The sequence below is a fragment of the Bradyrhizobium sp. UFLA06-06 genome (assembly GCF_054820065.1).
Window position 1 is genome coordinate 1 of sequence record NZ_JADFUD010000006.1, and the last position, 20,402, is coordinate 20,402.

General features: G+C 62.9%; 21 protein-coding genes. 9 read left to right on the forward strand and 12 right to left on the reverse strand.

The features are described 5' to 3' along the window. Positions 1-26: 26 nt before the first annotated feature. From IF803_RS06745 to IF803_RS06785, 9 genes are read right to left on the reverse strand one after another with little or no spacing between them, the layout of a single operon-like run. The gene (locus tag IF803_RS06745) at positions 27-902 is read right to left on the reverse strand and encodes a 5-oxoprolinase subunit B family protein (RefSeq protein ID WP_461191670.1); all 876 of its coding nucleotides are present in this window, start codon (positions 900-902) and stop codon (positions 27-29) included. Between the two features lie 42 nt (positions 903-944). Continuing rightward, positions 945-2,345 carry an acetyl-CoA carboxylase biotin carboxylase subunit gene (locus IF803_RS06750; protein WP_461191671.1) on the reverse strand — a complete coding sequence of 467 codons (1,401 nt, stop codon included), beginning with the start codon at positions 2,343-2,345 and terminating at the stop codon, positions 945-947. Positions 2,346-2,361: 16 nt separating this feature from the next. After that, entirely contained in the window at positions 2,362-2,604 is a 243-nt protein-coding gene (locus tag IF803_RS06755) for an acetyl-CoA carboxylase (RefSeq protein WP_018270951.1), read from the reverse strand. 38 nt (positions 2,605-2,642) lie between these two features. Then, positions 2,643-3,509 carry a 5-oxoprolinase subunit PxpA gene (gene pxpA, locus IF803_RS06760; RefSeq protein ID WP_461191672.1) on the reverse strand — a complete coding sequence of 289 codons (867 nt, stop codon included), beginning with the start codon at positions 3,507-3,509 and terminating at the stop codon, positions 2,643-2,645. Beyond that, positions 3,461-4,648, reverse strand: coding sequence for an ABC transporter substrate-binding protein (locus IF803_RS06765; protein ID WP_461191673.1), 1,188 nt, complete (start codon positions 4,646-4,648; stop codon positions 3,461-3,463). The genes pxpA and IF803_RS06765 overlap by 49 nt, the downstream gene beginning before the upstream one ends. 31 nt (positions 4,649-4,679) lie before the next feature. Beyond that, positions 4,680-5,753 carry a branched-chain amino acid ABC transporter permease gene (locus IF803_RS06770; protein ID WP_016846056.1) on the reverse strand — a complete coding sequence of 358 codons (1,074 nt, stop codon included), beginning with the start codon at positions 5,751-5,753 and terminating at the stop codon, positions 4,680-4,682. Positions 5,754-5,756: 3 nt separating this feature from the next. Further along, positions 5,757-6,671 carry a branched-chain amino acid ABC transporter permease gene (locus tag IF803_RS06775; RefSeq protein WP_038381946.1) on the reverse strand — a complete coding sequence of 305 codons (915 nt, stop codon included), beginning with the start codon at positions 6,669-6,671 and terminating at the stop codon, positions 5,757-5,759. Between the two features lies 1 nt (position 6,672). Continuing rightward, positions 6,673-7,395, reverse strand: a complete 723-nt coding sequence (locus IF803_RS06780) for an ABC transporter ATP-binding protein (protein WP_461191674.1) — start codon at positions 7,393-7,395, stop codon at positions 6,673-6,675. Continuing rightward, entirely contained in the window at positions 7,392-8,165 is a 774-nt protein-coding gene (locus IF803_RS06785; protein WP_304499640.1) for an ABC transporter ATP-binding protein, read from the reverse strand. Before IF803_RS06785 ends, IF803_RS06780 begins: the two co-directional genes overlap by 4 nt. 100 nt (positions 8,166-8,265) lie before the next feature. Here IF803_RS06785 and IF803_RS06790 point away from each other — a divergent pair, with 100 nt between their 5' ends. Then, a complete protein-coding gene (locus tag IF803_RS06790; RefSeq protein ID WP_461191675.1) occupies positions 8,266-9,186 on the forward strand; it encodes a LysR substrate-binding domain-containing protein in 921 nt (306 codons plus the stop codon). Between the two features lie 143 nt (positions 9,187-9,329). On the opposite strand, the gene IF803_RS06795 is transcribed toward IF803_RS06790, so the two are convergent. Further along, positions 9,330-9,692, reverse strand: coding sequence for a hypothetical protein (locus IF803_RS06795; RefSeq protein WP_461191676.1), 363 nt, complete (start codon positions 9,690-9,692; stop codon positions 9,330-9,332). 8 nt (positions 9,693-9,700) lie between these two features. Continuing rightward, the gene (locus IF803_RS06800; protein ID WP_461191677.1) at positions 9,701-10,231 is read right to left on the reverse strand and encodes a hypothetical protein; all 531 of its coding nucleotides are present in this window, start codon (positions 10,229-10,231) and stop codon (positions 9,701-9,703) included. Positions 10,232-10,297: 66 nt separating this feature from the next. Here IF803_RS06800 and IF803_RS06805 point away from each other — a divergent pair, with 66 nt between their 5' ends. Next, complete coding sequence (locus IF803_RS06805) at positions 10,298-10,909, forward strand: exopolysaccharide biosynthesis protein (protein ID WP_461191678.1); 612 nt, start codon at positions 10,298-10,300, stop codon at positions 10,907-10,909. Between the two features lie 108 nt (positions 10,910-11,017). After that, positions 11,018-11,290: a DUF2312 domain-containing protein gene (locus IF803_RS06810; protein WP_016842183.1), complete on the forward strand. Its 273-nt coding sequence runs from the start codon at positions 11,018-11,020 to the stop codon at positions 11,288-11,290. A gap of 215 nt (positions 11,291-11,505) precedes the next feature. Here IF803_RS06810 and IF803_RS06815 read toward each other — a convergent pair whose 3' ends face one another. Then, the gene (locus tag IF803_RS06815) at positions 11,506-12,099 is read right to left on the reverse strand and encodes an alpha-ketoglutarate-dependent dioxygenase AlkB (RefSeq protein ID WP_461191679.1); all 594 of its coding nucleotides are present in this window, start codon (positions 12,097-12,099) and stop codon (positions 11,506-11,508) included. 511 nt (positions 12,100-12,610) lie between these two features. On the opposite strand from IF803_RS06815, the gene IF803_RS06820 reads away from it, so the two are divergent. From IF803_RS06820 to IF803_RS06845, 6 genes are all read left to right on the forward strand, one after another. Beyond that, positions 12,611-13,597: an ABC transporter permease gene (locus IF803_RS06820; RefSeq protein WP_051002594.1), complete on the forward strand. Its 987-nt coding sequence runs from the start codon at positions 12,611-12,613 to the stop codon at positions 13,595-13,597. 59 nt (positions 13,598-13,656) lie between these two features. Then, complete coding sequence (locus IF803_RS06825; RefSeq protein WP_028334112.1) at positions 13,657-14,679, forward strand: sugar ABC transporter substrate-binding protein; 1,023 nt, start codon at positions 13,657-13,659, stop codon at positions 14,677-14,679. 115 nt (positions 14,680-14,794) lie between these two features. Then, positions 14,795-16,906, forward strand: a complete 2,112-nt coding sequence (locus IF803_RS06830; protein WP_411784126.1) for an ABC transporter permease — start codon at positions 14,795-14,797, stop codon at positions 16,904-16,906. 3 nt (positions 16,907-16,909) lie between these two features. Further along, the gene (locus tag IF803_RS06835) at positions 16,910-18,028 is read left to right on the forward strand and encodes an SMP-30/gluconolactonase/LRE family protein (protein ID WP_461191680.1); all 1,119 of its coding nucleotides are present in this window, start codon (positions 16,910-16,912) and stop codon (positions 18,026-18,028) included. Further along, complete coding sequence (locus IF803_RS06840) at positions 18,025-19,566, forward strand: sugar ABC transporter ATP-binding protein (protein ID WP_411784134.1); 1,542 nt, start codon at positions 18,025-18,027, stop codon at positions 19,564-19,566. Before IF803_RS06835 ends, IF803_RS06840 begins: the two co-directional genes overlap by 4 nt. A gap of 49 nt (positions 19,567-19,615) precedes the next feature. Further along, complete coding sequence (locus tag IF803_RS06845; RefSeq protein WP_028345041.1) at positions 19,616-20,371, forward strand: GntR family transcriptional regulator; 756 nt, start codon at positions 19,616-19,618, stop codon at positions 20,369-20,371. The last annotated feature ends 31 nt before the right edge of the window (positions 20,372-20,402 follow it).

Here is a 20,402-nt window from a genome sequence, read left to right on the forward strand (position 1 = left end):
TGGTCGCAAGACCCGGCTTCAAAACCCTAACGGCCATGGAGAACTCCATCGAGCTTGCTGTTGTAGCCATCAATGTCGCGGTTGAACTCGGTCAGCGAGAACGAGACGTCGCGGATCACGGGCGCAAATCGGCCGGCGTCGACGTCGGCGACCGCAGAGTCATAGGCTGCCCGGTCGATCGGTTTCCATTTCACGATGTCGCCCGGTTTGAACAGGCACATGAAGTCGCGCAAATAGCTGATAGTCTGGTTGGGATCATAGATCGGCATCGGCGTGATGCCGAACATCTGGTAACCGCCGGCGCCGCGCACCGAATAAATGCAGCTGAAACAGCCGCCATGCCCGACGGTGAGCTTCGGCGTATCCGTGCGCGGGCGCAGATATTTCGGGGCCTGAAGCTGCCGCTTGCGCTCGACCATCTGGTAGAGGAAGGGCAGGCCGGCGACGAAGCCGACCATCGAGACGAACCAGGGCGCGCTGGAATGCGCCTTGATGAAGGCATCGACGCTGTCGAGGCCGTTGATCCGCGCGGCGTATTCGAGGTCGGTGCCATCAGGATCCTGGTGACGCTCGCGGAAGCGCATCAAGGTCTCATGGGTCCAGGGATCGTTGTAGAGCACGGGAATCTCGATGATCCGCGTCTTGATCACCGGTTCCGATTTCTCGGATGCGGAATCCAGCCGCTTCAGCTCGGCGAGCAGATCGTCCGGCTTGATCTGATCCGGATCGAACTTGACCTGATAGGACGCGTTCGCCGGGCAGATCTCGGTGACGCCCTTGATCCTGGCATCGCGCACCGCATTGGTGATGAACAGGCTCTTGAAAAAGGCCTCGAGCGACATCGCTTCGCCGACCTCGGCGAAAATGTGCTCATCGCCGCCGAAGGAAAATCGAGTTTGCATGCTAGCGGCCTCCTGTTGCTGACGGGGCGGATTTTCTCGCCATCATGAGGCGACCTTCGCGGCTGATGGCGGCTGATCGGCGGCAAGGGCGGTGGCATGGGACTCAAGCCATGGTTCGAGCCATGCCGTATGGAAGCGTCCAGCCTGGACGTCGGCGTCGCGCGCCAGCGCCTGGTGCAGGGGCTTGGTCGTGAAAATGCCTTCGACGCTGAGCTCGGCAAGCGCGCGCTCGAGTTTCTTCATGGCGCTCGGCCGGTCCTTGTCGTGCACGATCAGCTTGCCGAGCAGGCTGTCGTAGAAGGGAGGCACCGTGTAGCCCTGATAGAGCATGCTGTCGAAGCGAACGCCGTCGCCGACGGGCACGCTGAGCGCGCTCACCGTGCCCGGGTTCGGCAGGAAGTTTCTGGCGGGATCCTCGGCGTTGATACGGACCTCGATCGAATGGCCGCTGACGCGCATCTCGTTCTGGCTGATGCGCAAGCGTTCGCCGCCGGCGATCTGGATCATCTCGCGGACGAGGTCGATGCCCGTGATCATTTCCGTGACCGGATGCTCGACCTGGATGCGGGTGTTCATCTCCAGGAAGTAGAATTCGCCGGTGGCGTCGTCGTAGAGATATTCGAGCGTCCCGGCGCCGCGATAATTGACCGCTTTGGCGAGTGCCACGGCCGAGGTGCAGAGTCTCTCCCGCACGGCCGGGGTGAGCGAGGGCGAGGGGGCTTCTTCCCAGACCTTCTGGCGGCGGCGCTGCAACGAGCATTCGCGCTCGAAGCAATGGATCACGTCGTGTCCGTCGCCGAGCACCTGCACCTCGATATGCCGCGCGCCTTCGATCAGCTTTTCGACGTAAAGCCCGCCGTCGCCAAAGGCCGCGAGCGCCTCGGCCTGTGCCTGCGGCATCAGATGCTGAAACTCCTCTGGCGACCGCGCAATGCGGATGCCGCGTCCGCCACCTCCGGCGGCGGCCTTGATCATCACGGGGAAGCCGGTTTTCTCGACCAGCGCGAAGGCCGCCTCCGCCGACTCCAGCCGCCCCTGGCTGCCGGGGACGGTCGGCACGCCGGCCGCGGCGGCGGCCTCGCGTGCCGCGACCTTGTCGCCCATCAGCCGGATCGATTGCGCGGTCGGGCCGACAAAGATCAATCCCGACGCTTCGACGGCGGCGGCGAACTCGGCGTTCTCGGCCAGGAAGCCGTAGCCGGGATGGATGGCGTCGGCGCCGGTGCTCCGCGCCGCGGCGAGGATGGCCGCCTGGTTGAGATAGGATTTCGACGCCTGCGGCGGACCGATATCGACCGCTTCGTCGGCCAGCCTGACTGCAAGCGAGTCCTGGTCGGCCTTGCTGTAGACCTGCACGGTTGCAATGCCGAGATCGTGCGCTGCGCGGATGATGCGCACCGCGATCTCGCCGCGATTGGCTATGAGGAGCTTCTTGATCGCCATGGCTGGTCGGAGAGCCCTAAACGTCGATTTCGGCGATCGGCTGGCCGGCCATCACGGCATCTTCATTCTCGGCCAGGAAGCGGACGATCTTGCCGGCGATGCCGGCTTTCACCTCGTTGAACGATTTCATCACCTCGATAAGCCCGATCGTGTCGCTCTCGGCGACGGCGTCGCCGTCGTTCTTGTAGACCGGCTTGTCGGGCGCGGGCTTGCGATAAAAGATGCCTGGGAGCGGCGAGAAGATCTGCTGCGTTGCCATTGTTTCCTCGTGTTGTATTGGTTCGTTGCCGCGTCGGTTCAGCGCGCGGTGAGATATGGGCGCACCGCCTCGCGGACGGCCTCGGCGATGGCGACGGCGTTCGGCGTGTCGGAGTGGATGCAGATCGAATCGGAGCCGACCACGATGTCGTTTCCCGCCACCGTGCGCGTTTTGCCTTCATTGACTGCCCTTGCGCATCGGGTGGCGGCGTCGGCCGGATCCTTCGCCTCGTGCTCGCGGGTGATGATCAGGCTGCCGTCGGCATTGTAGTCGAGGTCGGCATAGTATTCGGCGACGAAGGCATGACCGCGCCGCTCGTAGACCTTCTGGTGCAGCGTTCCCTTCATGCCGAGCAGCGGCACCTTGTAGACGTCAGCGGCATCAGCCACGGCCTCGGCGATCTCCTCGCTACGCGATGCCATGCCGTAAAGTGCGCCGTGCGGCTTGATGTGATTGAGCGCCATGCCTTCGGCATCCAGGAAGGCCTTGAGTGCGCCGATCTGATAGAGCAGGCAATTGGCCAGCTCCTCGCGGTCGATCTTCATCTCCCGGCGACCAAATCCCTGCAGATCGGGCAGCGACGGGTGCGCCCCGACCTTGACGCCAAATTGCTTGGCGAGCTGCACGGTCTTGCGCATGTGATTGAAGTCGGAGGCATGAAAGCCGCAGGCGACGTTCGCGACGTCGATATGAGGCATCAATGCCTTGTCGTCGCCCATCTTGTAGAGGCCGTAGGCCTCGCCCATGTCGCAGTTGATCACGACCATCTCCTGATTTCCTTCCAACTGGCTTTGCATATGACCGGCGAAGGCCGCCCCGGGTATGACTGGCGCACCCAGGGCGGCGCATTGCCGGGTTACTTGGACACCAGATAGTCGAGCGGGATCTTTTCCGAGATCGTCCACTGGTCGATCACCTGCGGCTTGCCGGCCTCGGTGTCGACGATCAGGTAGCGACCCTGGTTCTGGTGGTGGATGTCCTTGGTGAATGTGCGCGGCCCGAACAGCGTGGACTCGTTGTTCATCTTCTCGAGCTCGGCCACGACGGCTGCCGCATCGGTCGATTTGGCGCGTTCGACCGCCTTGGCCCAGACGTCGATCAGGACGTAGCCCGGATAGACGTACTGGCTGGAGGGGTCACCGCCGGTGACCTCCTTGTACTTCTTGTTGAACTCGTTGACCTTCGGGTTCGGATCGTCGCCATAGACCGAGCCCTGCACCGGGACGTAGAAGTTCGAGAGATCAGGAACGGCGTTCATCCAGTAGCTGCCGTCGACACCCGACCCGTTGAGGATCATCGACTTGATGCCGGCGGCACGGATCTGCTTGATGGCGGAGACAGCGCCCGGCATCATCGTGCAGAGCATGATGGCGTCAGGCTCCTTCGGCAGGCTCTTGATGCGCGTGATCTGCGAGGCGATCGAGGCATCGTCGTTCTTGAAGGTGTCGCTGCCGACCAGCTTGGCCTCCTTCAGGCGCGGCAGCATCCAGTCGAAGCCGTCGCAGATGCCCTTATTGTAGACGGTCCAGCTGTCGAGCAACCGATAGAAGCTGCGTGCGTTCTTCTTGGTGTAAGCCCATTCCGACATGGTCGCTCCCTGCACCGGTGCCAGCACCGAGGCCGAGAATGAGAACGGGCCGACGCCCGGGATGCCGGCCTTGATCGATTCGGCGCAGAGGAAGAAGGAAACCTTGCCGGCAGCCTGCGCCTGCAGCGCCGCGGGCGCGCCGAAATCGTAGTCGCAGGAGACGATGACGAGGTCGGCACCCTGGTCGAGCACCGCAAGGCCGGCTTTGGCACCCTCGGCCTGATCGGTCTTGGTGTCGGCAAAGACGGGCTTGATCTTCTTGCCGAGCAGGCCGCCGACCTTGTTGATCTCCTCGATCCGGATCAGCGCCGCGTCTTGCGCCGGCTTGTCATAGGCCTGCATGAATCCGGATGCAGCGGTCGCAAATCCAACAACGATCTCGTTGGCTGCCCGGGCCGGCGTGAACCAGAGCGCGGATGCTCCGGCCAAGATGCTGAGTAATGTCGTAAAGCGCATAACCCCACTCCTCCAATTGTACAAACGAGCGTCAGTGCAGTTCCTTCAGCGCGGTCTGGACCGGTGGCGTCAGGCGGCGCTGCAACGGCCATCGACGCCAGGAGAATTCCTGGTTGCGGGTCAGTCCCGTCGGCAAGTACATCAGGATCGCGATGGTGATGATGCCGATCGCGATCTCCTGGACACCGTTCGGCAGGCCGACGGTGTGACCGCCGAGGCTGATGCCCTTCTCGAGATTGCGGAACAGCTCGATCAGCACGGATATCGCGACCACGCCCGAGACGGCTCCGCTGAGGCTGTACATGCCGCCGACCACCAGCATCGACAGCGTGATGAACGTCGTCCGCAGATAGAATGCGCCGGGATTGACGATGCTCAGGAAATGCGCGTAGAGCGCGCCGGCGAGCCCGATGATGAAGGCGCTGACGACGAAGGCGATCAGCCGCTCGCGAACGATATCGATGCCGGAGGCGCTGGCCGCGACGGCTTCGTCTCGCGTGGCGCGAAGTGCCAGTCCGGAGCGCGAGATCGAGTAGAGATAGGCGATCGCGATGGCCACGGCGCCGCCGATCCATCCGGTCCAGACATTCATGGTGGGCGGAATGCCGACGATCGAACCCTGTCCGCCCGTCACCGAATCCCAGTTCGAATAGACATTGTTGATGACGCCGAGCAGGCCAAAGGTCGCAATCGAGGCGGCGATGCCCGACAGGCGCATGATGACGCGGCCGACGATCAGCGCGAACAGTGCCGCAAACAGTCCGGATATCGGCGTCGCCACCCACATCGGCAGTTGCGCGTGGAGCAGCCACGCCGGCAGGCCCTTGAGCGTGATCGACTTCATCACCGGTGGAATCGTGAGCCAGGCGGTCATGTAGGCGCCGAGGCACATGAAGCTGATATGGCCGAACGACAGCAGGCCCGAATTGCCGACGAAGACGTAGAGCCCGACCACCACCATGATGTTGATGAACATCTCGACCACGGTGCGGTTGAAGGCCCGGCTGCCGAATTGATAGGAGAGGGCGGCCATGATGAGCAGCGCCACGATCAGCACGATCGGCGTGATGATCGTTTGCCGGATGACGGACGGCCGCTGCGACATCGATCAGACCCTCTGCTTGGCGGATTTCGGTGCGAACAGGCCCTGCGGCCGCACCAGAAGGACGACGATGACGGCGCCGTAGACGAAGGCGTCGCGGAATACCCTGGCGTCGTGTGGCAGGGTCGCCTGGAACACGACGCTGGCCGCACCGATCAGGAAGCCGGCGGCAACGGCGCCGGGAATGCTGCCGAGGCCGCCGATCACGGTCGCGATGAACGCGATCAGCATCACGTTAGCGCCCATGCCGATGTCGGCGGTGCCGGAATTGGTCGCCAGGATCAGGCCGATCGCCGCCGCCAGCATGCCGCTGATGGCGAAGGCCAGCAGGATAACGCCGTTGGCGCGGACCCCGAGCATGCGCGCCATGGTGAAATTGTCGGCGGCCGCGCGCATCTCGAGCCCGTAGCGCGTGCGCTTGAGGAACAGGACGAGGACCACCAGCACGGCCAGCGTAATGATGATGGTCACGACCTGGAGCATCGGGATGTGAGCGCCCAGGAGTTCGACCGGCAGGCCGAGGCTCGGCCACAGCGTGATCGACTTCGGCCGGCTGGAAAACAGCATCAGCAGGAGATGCCGGATCACGAAGCCGAGCGCGAAGGAAGCGATCATCATCGTCGCCGGATTGGCATTGCGGAAGCGGCGGAAGACGACGATCTCCGACAGGATCGACAGCGCGGCTCCGATCAAGAGCAGCAGCGGGATCAACAGATAGAACGGCAGCTGCCCGGCAAAGACGATCGCCGCCGCATCGATCGACGGCCACAGCATGGCGAAGACGCAAAACGCGATGAAATCGCCGTGGGCGAAGTTGACGAGCCGCATCACGCCGAAGATCAGGGCGATGCCGAGCGCACCAAGGGCGTAGAGGCTGCCGAGGCTGAGGGCATCGAAGATGATCTGGAGCAGCTCGCGCATCTCAATGATCTCCGAAGCCGAAATAGGACTGCTTCAGACGATCATCCCTGACCATATCGGCCGCAGGGCCCTCGAGCACGATGCGGCCGCCGCGGATCAGGACCATCCGTCCGCCCGTCATCATGGCGCGTGTCGAGCTCTGCTCGACGATCAGGAGGGTGAGCTTGCGCTGCGTCCGCAGCCGCACCAGGATCTCGTAGACTTGGTCGATGATCTTTGGCGCAAGGCCGAGCGACGGCTCGTCGATCGCCATGATGCGGGGCGCGGCCATCAAGGCGCGGCCAATGACGAGCATCTGCTGCTGGCCGCCGGAGAGCATGCCCGCCGGGGTGTGGCGGCGCTCGGCCAGCATCGGGAATTCCTCGTAGACCTGATCCAGATCGTCGGCGATCTTCTTGCGGTCGGCGCGCATCCCGGTCCCGACCTTCAGATTCTCCTCGATCGTCAGCGCGCCAAAGACATTGCGTCCCTCCGGAACCAGGGAGAATCCACGCCGGGCGATGTCTTCGGGCGCGGCACCCGTGATCTTTGCGCCATCGATCATGATGGACCCGGAGCCCGGTGGCACGACGCCCGCGATGGCGTTGAGCAAGGTCGACTTGCCGGCGCCGTTCGGGCCGGTCACGAACAGGATTTCGCCTTCCTTGATGTTCAGCGTCAGGCCGCGGAGAGCCGTCAGGCGCCCGTAGCTGACGGTGATGTCGTCGACGGCAAGCAGCGTCATGACGCGACGGCCTCTTCGGCGGCGACCGGCGGAAGCAGCTCGTCGCGCTGCGTACCCATATAGGCGTGCCTCACCGCATCGCTGTCACGGATCTGAGCGGGCGGGCCGACTTCGATGACCTCGCCGGAATCGAGGACGTAGATCCGTTCGCAGAGCTCGAGCACGAGGCCGATATTGTGCTCGATCAGCAGCACCCCGACATTGAGCTCGCCGGCGATCCGCCGGATGATGGCGGCAAGTTCGTGGCTCTCGTGCTCCGACATTCCAGCCGCCGGTTCGTCGAGCAGCAGATAGCGCGGTGTGCACATGATGGCGCGGCCGATCGCGACGCGGCGCTCGTCGGTATAGGGCAGGGCGCCGGCAATCGTGTTGGACAGATGCGAAATGCCGAGCCAGGCCATCACGCGCTCGGCTTCTCCGATCGCCTCCGGACGGGATTGGCCCAGGCCGACGCCGGTCACCTCAAGGTTGTCCATCACCGGCAGGTCGCGGAAAAGCCGGCCCGACTGGAAGGTCCGCGCCACGCCTTTGCGGCGCAGCTTGTGCGCTGCAATGCCATTCAGCGTGTCGCCCTCCAGTTCCATGGTTCCGGCGCCAACCGGCTGGAAACCTGTCAGCACATTAATAAGGGTGGTCTTGCCGGCTCCATTCGGGCCGATCAGCCCGACGATACGTCCCCGCGGTACGGTCAAGGTCACGTTGGACAGCGCCTTCAGGCCTTCGAATTGGACGCTGATATCGCGAGCGACCAATTCCAGACCATCGGACATGACCTCAATGCCTCTCACTCGCGAACCGACGGATTGATTTTTCCGTTCCCCCGGGGGATTGTAAAATTCGAAATATCGTTCGCTGATATCGGAAATTTTTATGTCTCTGACGTTCCGTCAGGTTCGGCATTTCATCGCAACCGCCGAGACCGGGCGCGTTTCGGCCGCCGCGGCGGCGCTCAGCGTGACGCAGTCTGCGGTCACCGCGTCCATCAAGGCGCTCGAGGCGGAGCTCGGCCACAAGCTGTTCGACCGTCACTCGAACGGCGTGACGTTGACCTTCGACGGACGGGAGTTCTTGCAGCGTGCCCGCGCCATCGAGGCCAGCGTGTCGGATGCCATACGTGGGCCGCATCGCTGGGGAATGCAGGTCGACGGCACCGTCGATGTCGCCGTCAGCTACACCATCGCTGGATATTTCCTGCCGCCCTTGTTGTCGCGCTTCTGGCGATCATTCCCGGGCATCACGGTGCGTCTCCACGAGTTTTCGCGCGACGCGATCGAGCAGAGCTTGATCAGCGGTAGCGTCGATGCGGCCATCATGCTGATTGCAAACTTGCATGACCGGCACTCCATTCGCTCGCGGCTCTTGTTGCGCTCGCCGCGTCGCTTGTGGACTTGCGTCAATCATCCGCTGCTGCGCAAGGACAGCATCAAGCTGGCGGACCTGGCAAGCGAGCCCTATCTGATGTTGACCGTCGATGAAGCCGAACGCTCCGCGATGCGTTACTGGCAGCATACGGCGCACGTGCCGAACGTCATCTTCCGGACCCTGTCGGTCGAAGCGGTTCGCAGCATGGTCGCAACCGGCATGGGAATTACCATCCTGTCCGACATGGTCTACCGTCCCTGGTCGCTGGAAGGACATCGCATCGATCTCAAGACGCTCGATGACGATGTCCACACCATGGATGTCGGGCTTGCCTGGAAGGACAAGGCGAAGCTTTCTCCGGCGGCTCGCGCGTTCTGCGAGTTCGTTGCTCATTCCTATCCCGGATCCGAGCCGGTCCAATTTGAATAGCGGACTTGCCCCTGCCAGGGGCAGGCTTGCGCAGCGTCTTTCCTTGGCCGGAGCCTGGTTAAACTGCTCATGATGGATTGGACTGAAGGTTGCCGACACGTGCCTCTGCCCCAACGTCGAACAGGCAGAGGCGGCGCAGGATGTCAGGGGTTACCTGTAGGCTTGGACATCGCTGAACGCGCGCGTCTCAGGGCAGAGGCGGCGACAACGCCTGCGCAACAGCCGGCGCCTTTGACGAATATGTCTTTTATGTAGCCATGCCTGCCGGCGAGCAGCTTTTGAATGAGTTCGAAGCCGACAATGACGGCGAGAAGTGCCAGCAGGATTGGCAGGACATGCTTCGGATAGGCGAACGAAAAGACGGCACCGACAACGAAGAGCGCGGCAAAGCGATCGGCGTTTGGCGATATCAACGTGTGGGGACGAAATGCCAGCGTTGTATCGGTGACGATGAAGAGGCCCAGGATCAAACCCCAAGCCAAATATCGGAATGCGGTTTGGGGCATTTCTGGGCTCAATGGGCCATGCCGCCGGGCGCGGCATTGAGCGGTGCGCCGCCAATCGAAACGGGACCCGAGGACCTGGCTGCCCGAGGCGGCGGCTTTCTCGGCTGCGGGGCGGGTGGCGCGATCGGGGCGCGCGGCACCTCGGCCGCAACAGGTGGCGGCGGCGCTGCCGGCGGGGGCAGATGCTGTAACTCGTCGACCTTCGAGGTCAGGGCCGCCAGCTGGTCAGCGATGGCCTTCAACTGCGCCTGCCCGTCGGCTACCGACCGATCGAGTGCGGCGAGGTCTTCCTCGAGCTTCTGCTGGGCCGCGAGGAGAGTTGGCAATGCCTCCTTGTCGCTCGTCGTCATCGCCTCGCCGGACGATTCGTGGCTTATGGCGGGGACCAACGCCGCGACTTCGGGCCAAGCGTAGACGCCGCCGGCGCCGACAAGGGCGAGGACGACGATCAGAAGGAACCACGGCCAGCGGCGGCGACCGGCGGGCAGGGGGCTTTTCGGCGCATGGCCGTGCCACGCCTGGTCGGAATCGTTGTCCATCAATGCTTCCTAGGCGCCTCTGGCATTCGTTGCAATCGATACGGAGTTCGACCATGTTACCGGGCAATGCTCCATTTGCCCGTTTCCCCCTCAGCGCCTACCCGTACTTCCCAACTCCTCGAAGAACTCGTCGCGCAAGCACCTGACGGCCCCGTCGACCTTGAATGGCTCCTCAGCCATCTGGACAGGCGCTCGTTCGGGCTGCTCCTGCTGTTGCTGGGGCTACTCGTGATCGTCCCTGGCGTGGCCACGGTTGCGACGCTGGCCCTCCTGTTTCCGGCGGTCGAGATGATGTTAGGGCACAGTGCTCCATCTTTTCCCCGCTTCCTGTCGAAGCGGCCGTTCGACTTCAAGCGATTCAAGCGGTTTACCGTCAGGGCGGGCCCGCTGCTGCGCGCGATCGAGAACATCAGCCGGCCGCGCTGGAACGCGCGCCATGACGTGACTGACCGGCTTGTTGGCTTGGTCGTGTTCCTGTTGGGTCTGTTGGCGGGCTGGCCCCTGCCTCTGGTCAACGTCATTCCCGGGATTGTGGTCGTCCTGATCGCGATTGCTTACCTGCAGGAAGATGGTCTGCTGTTGGCTGTGGCAATGGCGGCCGCGGTGATGTCCTTGCTCGGCCTTGGATGGACGCTCTGGACGTCGGCCGCGGCCGTAATCAGCTGGATTGCGATCTGAAATACCGCGGCAAGCCGCGGGGTAGATGCGTTACAGGACCGCTGAAGTTTAAGACATTGGTTATCACTTTGCTTTCATTTTCACCGCCTCATTCAACAAAGAGGCACCATGTCTGACATCACCATTCCCGGCGGAAAAATTCGTTCCTTCATTGAGCGGATCGAGAATCTGGACGCTGAACTGCAGGAACTGAACGAGCAGAAGAAGGAAGTGTTTTCGGAAGCCAAGGGTGAGGGTTTCGACGTGAAGATCCTCAAGGAGATCGTCAAACTGCGAAAGCAGGATCAGGATGAGCGCGACGAGCGCGAATCGCTGCTCGATCTCTACATGCGCGCCATGGAAACGGCACCGGCGGACAAGGCTGCTGCGAAAGCGGCGTGAGAAGCCCGGTGCGTTCCCCGCGATCGAGATCCGGGGGCGCGCGATCTCTCGGCGGACGAACTTCCCAAGCTCGTCCGCCTCCGTCCCATCAACCATTCGCGCGGCGTTGGTCGCGCCTTCCGCTCATGATTGCGTCTTCCGATCGGATCGGAGCAGTGCTCGATCAGGGTTGATGCGGCAATGGGCAGCGGAGCGCTGGAACCGGCAATCCAAGGTCATCGCGACGCTTTGGCGCCCCGCGCCGTTTCGACCATGGTTCGAAAGGTGATCGAGTATCTGGGGGCCTCGACCGGCGGAATGCTGTGCTCCCATATCTGCCGTGCATCACCGGCCATCAGGTAGAGTGATCGGGACGCCGCATCGAGCGTGAACCGCTCCCATCCGTTTTCCGTCCGACGACGAAAGCGGAACTTGCATGCGGATCCCAGGGACAGTCCAAAGATGCGGTCGAAATGCGGCTTGTCGCGGCGCCAGCCGATGCCGACGCCGCGATCATACTCGGTGCACAGGATCTGCCCGATCTCGGTCGACGCGCCGCCGAAGGTTTGGATCGCGGCGACGATGCCGTTTAACCACGAGGGGATCGGTTCGGCACATTCCAGTCGGCGCGACGCATAGTCGTACCGGTAACCGAACGAAGCCACGCGGCGCTTGCCTTCGAACTGTCCGAACTGGAAGGGGGCAAGCGGAAGTGCCCGGATGTGGCGGATGAGCTCGCCCTCGGTCGCTTTGGAGATGAAATCCGGCGCGTAGTGCAAACCCGCCGGTCCTGCGGCGGGCGCATCGAACATCGACAGTTGTTCGGACAATCTGGTGCCGTCAGTGTTTGCGAACCTGTCACGAATATGGGCGCGCCGAGACAGAATTTAAACCGGCCGTCAGGTCACTCGGGCTTCCACCTGGCGCGGCTTCGATGGGCGAAAGACGGCGTCAACGCTCGGTTTCGGCATTCTCTTTCGCCACGATCTTCAGGCCTTGGCCAGGAAGCGATTGCCGCAACGTCGTCGGCTTCGTCCCGTCGCCGCGGGTGATGGCGCTGTGAGGACCAGTTGACCTTAGGCACGGGTTCCCAGGCCGAATGTATCCAATATCGTATTATCGGCTTCAGAAAGGCCGATAGAACTCGGAAAATGCGCTTCGATTGCGGGTCACCGAAATATAAATATATCCATTTAGATATAGATAGTTATGGAGTGTCTCAGGTGTGAATATATCCTCCAGTCAAACCAGTTGCTGTCCAAATCTTGGATACGGGCGTTGACTTTTGGATACATTCTGTTCAATTTCCGCCCACAATAAAATCAATCCTGGGAGGACCCGGTGACCGGCAGTTCGGGCGCGCGCGGGGCGAAATTGACGCAGACGACGGCCGTGCTGGTGATGTGCGCGGTCCTGATCGTCATTTTTTCGATCTTCCTGAAGGGCTTCCTGACGCTGGGCAATCTGTTCGCGCTGGCGCGCAACATTTCGATACTCGGCATTCTCGCGCTCGGCATGGCGGTGGTCGTGATCGGGCGTGGACTGGATCTGTCGCAAGTCGCCTCCTTTGCCGCCTCCACCGCGATCGCGATCATCCTGATGAATTCGGGCTACGCGACGCCGGTCGCGCTGCTGATCGGCTTCGTGATGGCGATCGTCATCGGCATCCTGAACGGGTTTCTGATCTCGGTGATCGAGATGCCGCCACTGCTGACGACGCTGGCGTCGAGCCTTGCGGTGCTGGGAATCGTACGCACCACAGCCGTGCAGCACTATGTCGTCTATCTTTCCAAGGGGCATGACGAATTCCTGCGGCTCGGCGGAAACATCTGGGGCGGTGTTCCGATCTCGATCCTGATCTTCGCGGCCACCGCGGTCGTGGTGCATCTCTTCCTGTCGCGCACCGTGATCGGGCGCTTCGTCTATGCCCATGGCGACAATCCTGACGCTGCGCGTCAGACCGGTCTGCCGACCCGCCCGCTGACCATGATCGAGTACGCGCTGTGCGCCGCGATCGGGTATGTCGGCGGTGTCGTGATGGTCGCGCAGACGGCGCTGATGCATCTCCAGGTCGCGGAATCGACGATCATTTTCGACGTCATCATGGTTGTGGTGCTGGGCGGCGTCAGCCTCGTCGGCGGCCGCGGCAACGTGATGAGCGTCATCGCCGGAACGCTGCTGATCGGCGTGCTGCTGAACGGCATGACCATCATGGACATGGACGTGCAGACCCAGAACATCGTCAAGGGAGTCGTGCTGCTGATCGCGATCCTGCTCGATTCCCGGCTGCATCCACGTGACGAGGAGACGTCGAAGCAGGGCGATTAAAGCTCTGCATCAACCAACGGGCCGCAACAGTCGGCCGACATAACAGGGGAGGAATTGACATGACGAAAGCTGTGCACAGAAGGGCGTTTGCCGGCATCGGGCTCGCCGCGATGGTGGCAACCGCCGCACTGGTGGCGGCGCCATCACAGGCGGCCGGGCCGCGCGACCAGCTGCGCGAGAAATTCGACAAGTCGCTCAAGGGCAAGACGGTGGCCTGGTCGCCGGTCTGGATGGGTGTTCTGGAATCCGAATGGACGCGCGTGATGAAGGATCGCTTCGACGATTACGGCATCAAGCTCGTCACCCGCGACGCCAACATGAAGTCCGACATCCAGCTTCAGACCGTCAGCGACTATATCAACGACAAGCCCGACGTGATCGTGGTGCAAAATCCGAACGTCACGCTGCTCGCCAAGGAGCTGAAGCGTGCGATGGATGCGGGCATCTATGTCGTGCAGGTCAACATGGCATCGAATACCCTGACCGACGCCTATGTCGGCGTCGATGCCAAGGATCTCGGCACCAAGATCGCGCGCGAGGTCATCAATCAGTGTGGCGGCGGCAAGGGCTCCGGCGAGGTTGCGATCCTCGAAGGTGAGGCGACCGCGGCCTATTCGCTCGACATGAAGAATGGTGCGATGGAGGTGTTCAAGACCGACCCGTCGATCAAGGTCGTGTCGTCGCAGCCGACAAGCTGGGACGCCAACAAGGCCGGCGACATCACGACCACGGTGTTGCAGCAGCATCCCAAGCTGTGCGGGATCCTCAGCGTCTGGGGACCGCAAACCGCGGGCGCGGCGCAGGCGATCAAGGCGGCCAACATGGGCGACAAGGTGAAGGTGTTCGTCGCCAGCGACGGCCAGCCTGCGGATTGCGATCTGCTCGAGCAAGGCGCGTTCTCCGCGAACCTGTCGTATCGCGCCGACGTGCAGGGCCAGACCATCGCCGACGCGGTCATTGCGCTGTTGCAAAGCGGCGACAAGCCGGGCGCGAAGAACATCGCCTATTACACGACCCCCGCCTGGGTGAAGTCGAAGGACGATCGCATGTACTGCTTCAGCATCCCGAAGGGCGCGAAGTAAGTCGTTCCGGCGCCCGCGCCCACTGCGGCGCGGGCAGGCCGGAGCTGTCGATCCAAATCCCCCGCGTCGTCCCGCCGTTCGGCCGCTTCCGCGCCGAGCCCGCCGGAGTCTGTTGATGAAGAGCCTGCAACGAGCCTGGCACCGCCACTCGCCCCAGTTGTTCCTGGGCGAACTGCTTGAGAAGCGCTGGATGGAGCCGATCATTCCATTCACGCTGACGATCGCGGTTTTCCTGGCCTTCGCGATCATGATCCCGCGCTACCTGACGGCGGGCAGCCTGCAGGAACTGATGCGGAATTTCGCGGAGCAGGGGATGGTCGCGGTCGCGATGGCCTTCTCCGTGCTGTCGGGCGGCATCGACCTGTCGGTCGGCGCGGTGTTCGCGATGTCGAACTTCCTCGCGCTCTATCTGTATCTCATCCTCGGGCTGCCGCTGCCGGTGACCATCGTGCTTGTCGTCCTGTTCGGCGCGGCGATGGGCGCGATCAACGGCGGCCTGATCGCCTACGGCAAGACCCGGCCGTTCCTGACGACCCTCGTCGTCCTCATCATCGTCCGCGCCGCCTACAACAAGGTGACGGTCGCGTTCACCAACGAGCTCGCCAGCATCGACAGCGGGTCCGGTACGTGGGACTTCATGGGATCGGGGAGGGTTCTCGGCATTCCCTTCAACATGCTGGTGCTGATCCTGCTCGCGGTCGGAACGCACTTCTTTCTCACGCGCGTCAAGCCCGGCGTCCACATCATGGCGGTCGGGTCGAGCCGCAAGGCGGCCCGCCACGCCGGCGTCAACGTCAAGCGCGTGCTGTTCTCGGCCTATGTGATGTCGGGCGCGATCGCGGCGCTGGCGGGAATCCTCTATGCCGCGCGGCAGAGCAGTTCGGGCACCGACACCGGCGTCGGCTGGGAGATCAACGCACTGGCCGCGGTGGTTCTCGGCGGCATCAGCCTGTCCGGCGGCCGCGGCACCATCGCGCGCGCCGTCATGGGCGCGGCGATCATCTTCATGCTCACCAGCGGCATGGTCCGGCTCGGCATCTCCGGCAACCTGACGACCGCCATCATCGGCATCATCCTGCTGCTCGCGGTCGGCTTCAACGTGAAGTGGGTCAAGAACAAGGGCAAGGTGCTGCAAAAGGTCTACGTCACCCCAAGCTGGGTCGATTTCGAGCCGCCGCCGTCGGTCGAGCGGGGCAGCGGCACGCCGTTCGCGGAGAACGACCGCCTGAAGAACGCGGAAGCGATCGCGCTCAACATGATCGAGGGCCCGGAAGACATCATCCTTGACCGCAACGACAACCTCTACACCGTCAACCGCAACGGCTCGATCATCCGCTTTCTTGCGCCGGATTATAGCGTCCGCGAGGAATTCGCGCGCATCGGCGGCCGGCCGCTCGGGTTGGCGTTCGATCGGGATCAGAACCTCCTCGTCTGCATCGCGGGCATGGGCGTTTACGGCGTGAAGCCCGATCGTTCGGTCTTCAAGGTCACCGACCGCACCACGCGCACGCGCACGCGCCTCAAGGACGATTCGCGACTCTATCTCGCTGACGATCTCGACGTCGCGCCCGACGGCAAGATCTATTTCAGCGAGGCCTCGACCCGCTACGAGCTGACCGACTGGGCGCTCGACGGCTTCGAGGGGCGCGGCAACGGCCGGCTGATCTGCCACGATCCGAAGACCGGCACCACCAGGACGGTCCTCAAGAACCTGACGTTCCCCAACGGCATCTGCATCTCGCATGACGGTCAGTCGGTGCTGTGGGCCAGCACCTGGCTGTGCCAGATCAACCGCTTCTGGATCGCCGGCCCGAAGGCGGGCACCAGCGAGATCCTGATCGACAACCTTCCGGGGTATTGCGACAACATCAACCGCGCCTCCGACGGCAAGTACTGGCTCGCCTTCGTCGGCCTGCGCACGCCAGTCTACGACCTTGCGATGCGCAACCCTGTTTTCCGCACCCGCATGGTCAAGCAAATCCCGCCGGACGAGTGGCTGTGCCCTGGCATCAACTACGGCTGCGTGGTCAAGTTCGATGACAACGGCGTGGTAACGGAATCGCTCTGGGATCCGGGCGGGCTTTCGCATCCGACCATCACCTCGGTCCGCGAGCACAAGGGCCATCTCTATATCGGCGGTCTGGAGAACAACCGCATCGGCCGCATCCGCCTACAGGACGCCGACCCGACCTGGGAAGCGCACAAGTCCTATTGGGGAGGGGCCTGAGCCATGTCTCTGCTTGGCGATATCATCGATCGCGTGTTGTCCCCGAACCGGGAAATTCACGGCATTCCGGTGCTCGACGGCGCCTTCTCCCCGAACCAGCGGCTCGATCAGGCCCGCCAGCTCGGCGACGAGATCGAGCGACCGGACGACATCGCGCTCGGGCGGGACAGCGTGCTCTACGTCTCGACCGGCAACCGCGTCCTGCGTTGCACGGGGGACGACTTCAAAACGCGCACGGCGTTCGCAACGCTCGACGGCCCGGTCGGCGGGCTCGCCTGCACGCCGGACGGCCGGCTGCTCGCCTGCGTCTCTGGCGTGGGGCTGGTGGCGCTTTCGCCAACTGGCGAGATCGTCGGCAAGCTCGAAAGCGTCGGTGGCGAGAAGATTGCCTGTCCGTTGTCGGTGGCGGTCGCGCCGGACGGGGCGATCTACCTGACCGACGGCTCGCGAAACAATCGGCCGGAGCATTGGCTGACCGACCTGATGCAGAACCGTGCCCCGTCGGGCCGGCTCATCGTCTGCAATTCTTTGCTCGGCGGTGCGAGCGTGCGTGCGGACAAGCTCGCATGGCCGCTCGGCTTGGTCGTAGCCGGTGACGGCAAGGAGGTCTGGGTCGCCGAATCCTGGGCCCACCGCCTGACCGCTTTTTCACGCGCGGGTGACGACAAGCGCGTGATCGTCAAGAATCATACCGGCTATCCGGCGCGTCTTGCCCGAAGCGCGAATGGTGAGGTCTGGATGGCCTTCCTCGCGCTGCGCACGCAATTGACCGAGTTCGTGCTGCGCGAGCGGGCATTCTGCGAAGAGATGATGCGGACGGTACCACCAGAGCTTTGGATCGGGCCGGCGCTGGATGGCCGCCTCAATCCGCGCGAACCGACCCAGATCGGCCGCATCAAGAAACTCGGCATCCAGAAGCCATGGGCGCCGCCGCGTTCCTATGGCCTCGTCGCCCGGCTCGACGCCAGGGGCGCGGCGACGGAGACGCTGCACAGCCGCGTCGATGGTCGTGTTCATGGGATAACCGCCGTCCGCCCGATCGGCTCGCGTGTGCTGGCGGTGTCCAAGGGACGCGATTGTCTCGTCGAACTGCCGCCTGGCCGCGGCACGCAAGAAGGATGAACGCCATGGCGGCCAAACAACAGGCAGGAACCCCGCTTCTTCAGATCGTCAATGGCAGCAAGGTCTATGGCGGCCTGCACGCGATCGATGCTGTCAATTTCGATCTGCGGCCGGGCGAAATCCACGCGCTGCTGGGGGAAAACGGCGCGGGGAAATCGACGCTCTGCAAGGCGATTGCCGGTGCGATCGTGCTGACCTCCGGCGACTACCTGATCCAGGGGCGCAAGGTTTCGTTCGCGTCGCCAAAGGAAGCGCTCGAGGGTGGGGTCGCGATGGTCTACCAGGAATCCAGCCTGGTCCCCTCGATGACGGTGGCGCAGAACCTTGAACTCGGCATGGAGAAATGGGTCACGGTCTACAGCAAGATCAACATCGCGGCGACCCAGTCACTGCAATCGATGAACTTCAACGTCGACCCGCTGGTGCTGGTGGAGAATCTCGGAACGGCCAAGCGGCAGATGGTCGAGATCGTGCGTGCGGTTCGCCACAACGCCCAGGTCTTCATCTTCGATGAGCCGACCGCATCGCTGACCCCCGAAGAGACGCAGCATCTGTTCCATCTTCTCAACACCCTGAAAGAGAAGGGCGCCGGGATCATCTTCATCTCGCATGCACTGGAAGAGGCATTGAACATCGCCGATCGCATCACCGTGCTGCGCGACGGCAAGCTGGTCGCCACCGTACCGGCGAAGGACGTCACGCGTGACGCCTTGGTGCGGATGATGGTTGGCCGTGAGGAAACGGCAGCGCAGTACGCGACCCACGGGGCTGATCCGGATGCGCCGAAGCCGCATGCCTCCCACGGTGAGAAGGTGCTTTCGGTCGAGAACGTGACGATGGGCAGCATCGTCAAGAACATGTCGTTCTCGGTGTTCAACGGAGAAGTCGTCGGCATCTTCGGGCTGGTCGGGGCAGGACGCTCCGAGATCGCGCAGATCGTCAGCGGCGCGCGCAAGCGCAACTTCCTGCGCGGCGGGATGATCTATCTGCGGGACAAGCCGGTCCGCTACCGGGTGCCGCGGCAGGCGGTGCGCGACGGAATCGCCTATATCACCGAGGACCGCAAGGTCGACGGCTTCTTCGAAACAATGACGGTGGATCAGAATATCTATCTTGGCTATCTGTCGTCGCCGCGCGTCAAGCGGTTCCTTTACTCGACGCGCGAGATGAAGCGGATCGCCGATCAATGGATCTCGGCGCTCTCGATCTCCGCATTGAAGCGGACGCTGAAGATTGTCGAATATTCCGGCGGCAACCAGCAGAAGGTCGTGGTGGGAAAGTCTCTGGCCCAGGAACCCACGGTGGTCATCTTCGACGAACCGACGCGAGGCGTCGATGTGAGCGCCATTCCGCAAATTCACGAGGCGATTCGCAGGCTGGCGCGCGAGAACAAGGCGGTTGTCGTTATTTCTTCCTATCTGCCGGAGATTCTGGCTATCTCGGATCGGATCCTGGTCGCTCGCGGCGGACGTATCGTCGAGGAAATGGCTCGGGCTGATGCGACCGAGGACAAGATCATGTACGCGGCCATTCATTGAAGGAGGGCCTTTCATGAGTCCTTATCAGCGGCCTCCCCATTGGAAGGACATGACGCGGGACGGCAATGAGGACGATCCGGAGTCCCGTCGCCTGATGAGCGAGAGGATAGCAAGCGAGATTCGCAGCGCGGTGCTGAGCGGCGAGATGCGGCCAGGCACGCGGATTCGGCAGGAGCTCCTTGCGGCTCATTTCGGAGCAAGCCGCATTCCCGTGCGCGAGGCGCTGAAGCAGCTCGAGAACGAGGGGCTCGTCGTGATGGCGCCGAACCGTGGCGCCTGGATTGCGGACGTCAATTCGGAAGAATCGATCGAGATCTACAAGATCCGTGAAGCGGTCGAGCCGCTCGCCATCGGCGAAAGCGTGCCAAATCTGACCGACGAGGACATCGAGACGCTCGATCGCATTGTGCGCGAACTTGAGCAGGTCACGACGCTCGAGGAATACATCCAGCTTGATCGGGAGTTCCATCTGCGTACCTATTCGCGGGCGCGGATGCCGCAACTGCTCGCGATGGTCGAACGCTTCTGGAACAGCACGCAGCATTTCCGGCGGCAGTTTGTGAGCGAGACCTACGCCAAGGACGGATTTCCGTTCTCCGATCCCCAGCATGTCCTGATCATGGACGCGATCCGGGCGCGCGATGTCGAAGCTGCGCAGGTGTTGGTGCGTCTCCACATCCGGCGCACGCGCGTTGTCATTCAAGCAAAAGAGAGTGGGGCGGCCCAACCGCCCCTTGCAAGCCGTGCCGCGCTACCGCATGCGCGTCTTGGCTCGGTTTATCGAGGAAAAAGTGCCAATGAGTAGTGGCGGCGAACGCCTTTTGCCACGGTTCCTG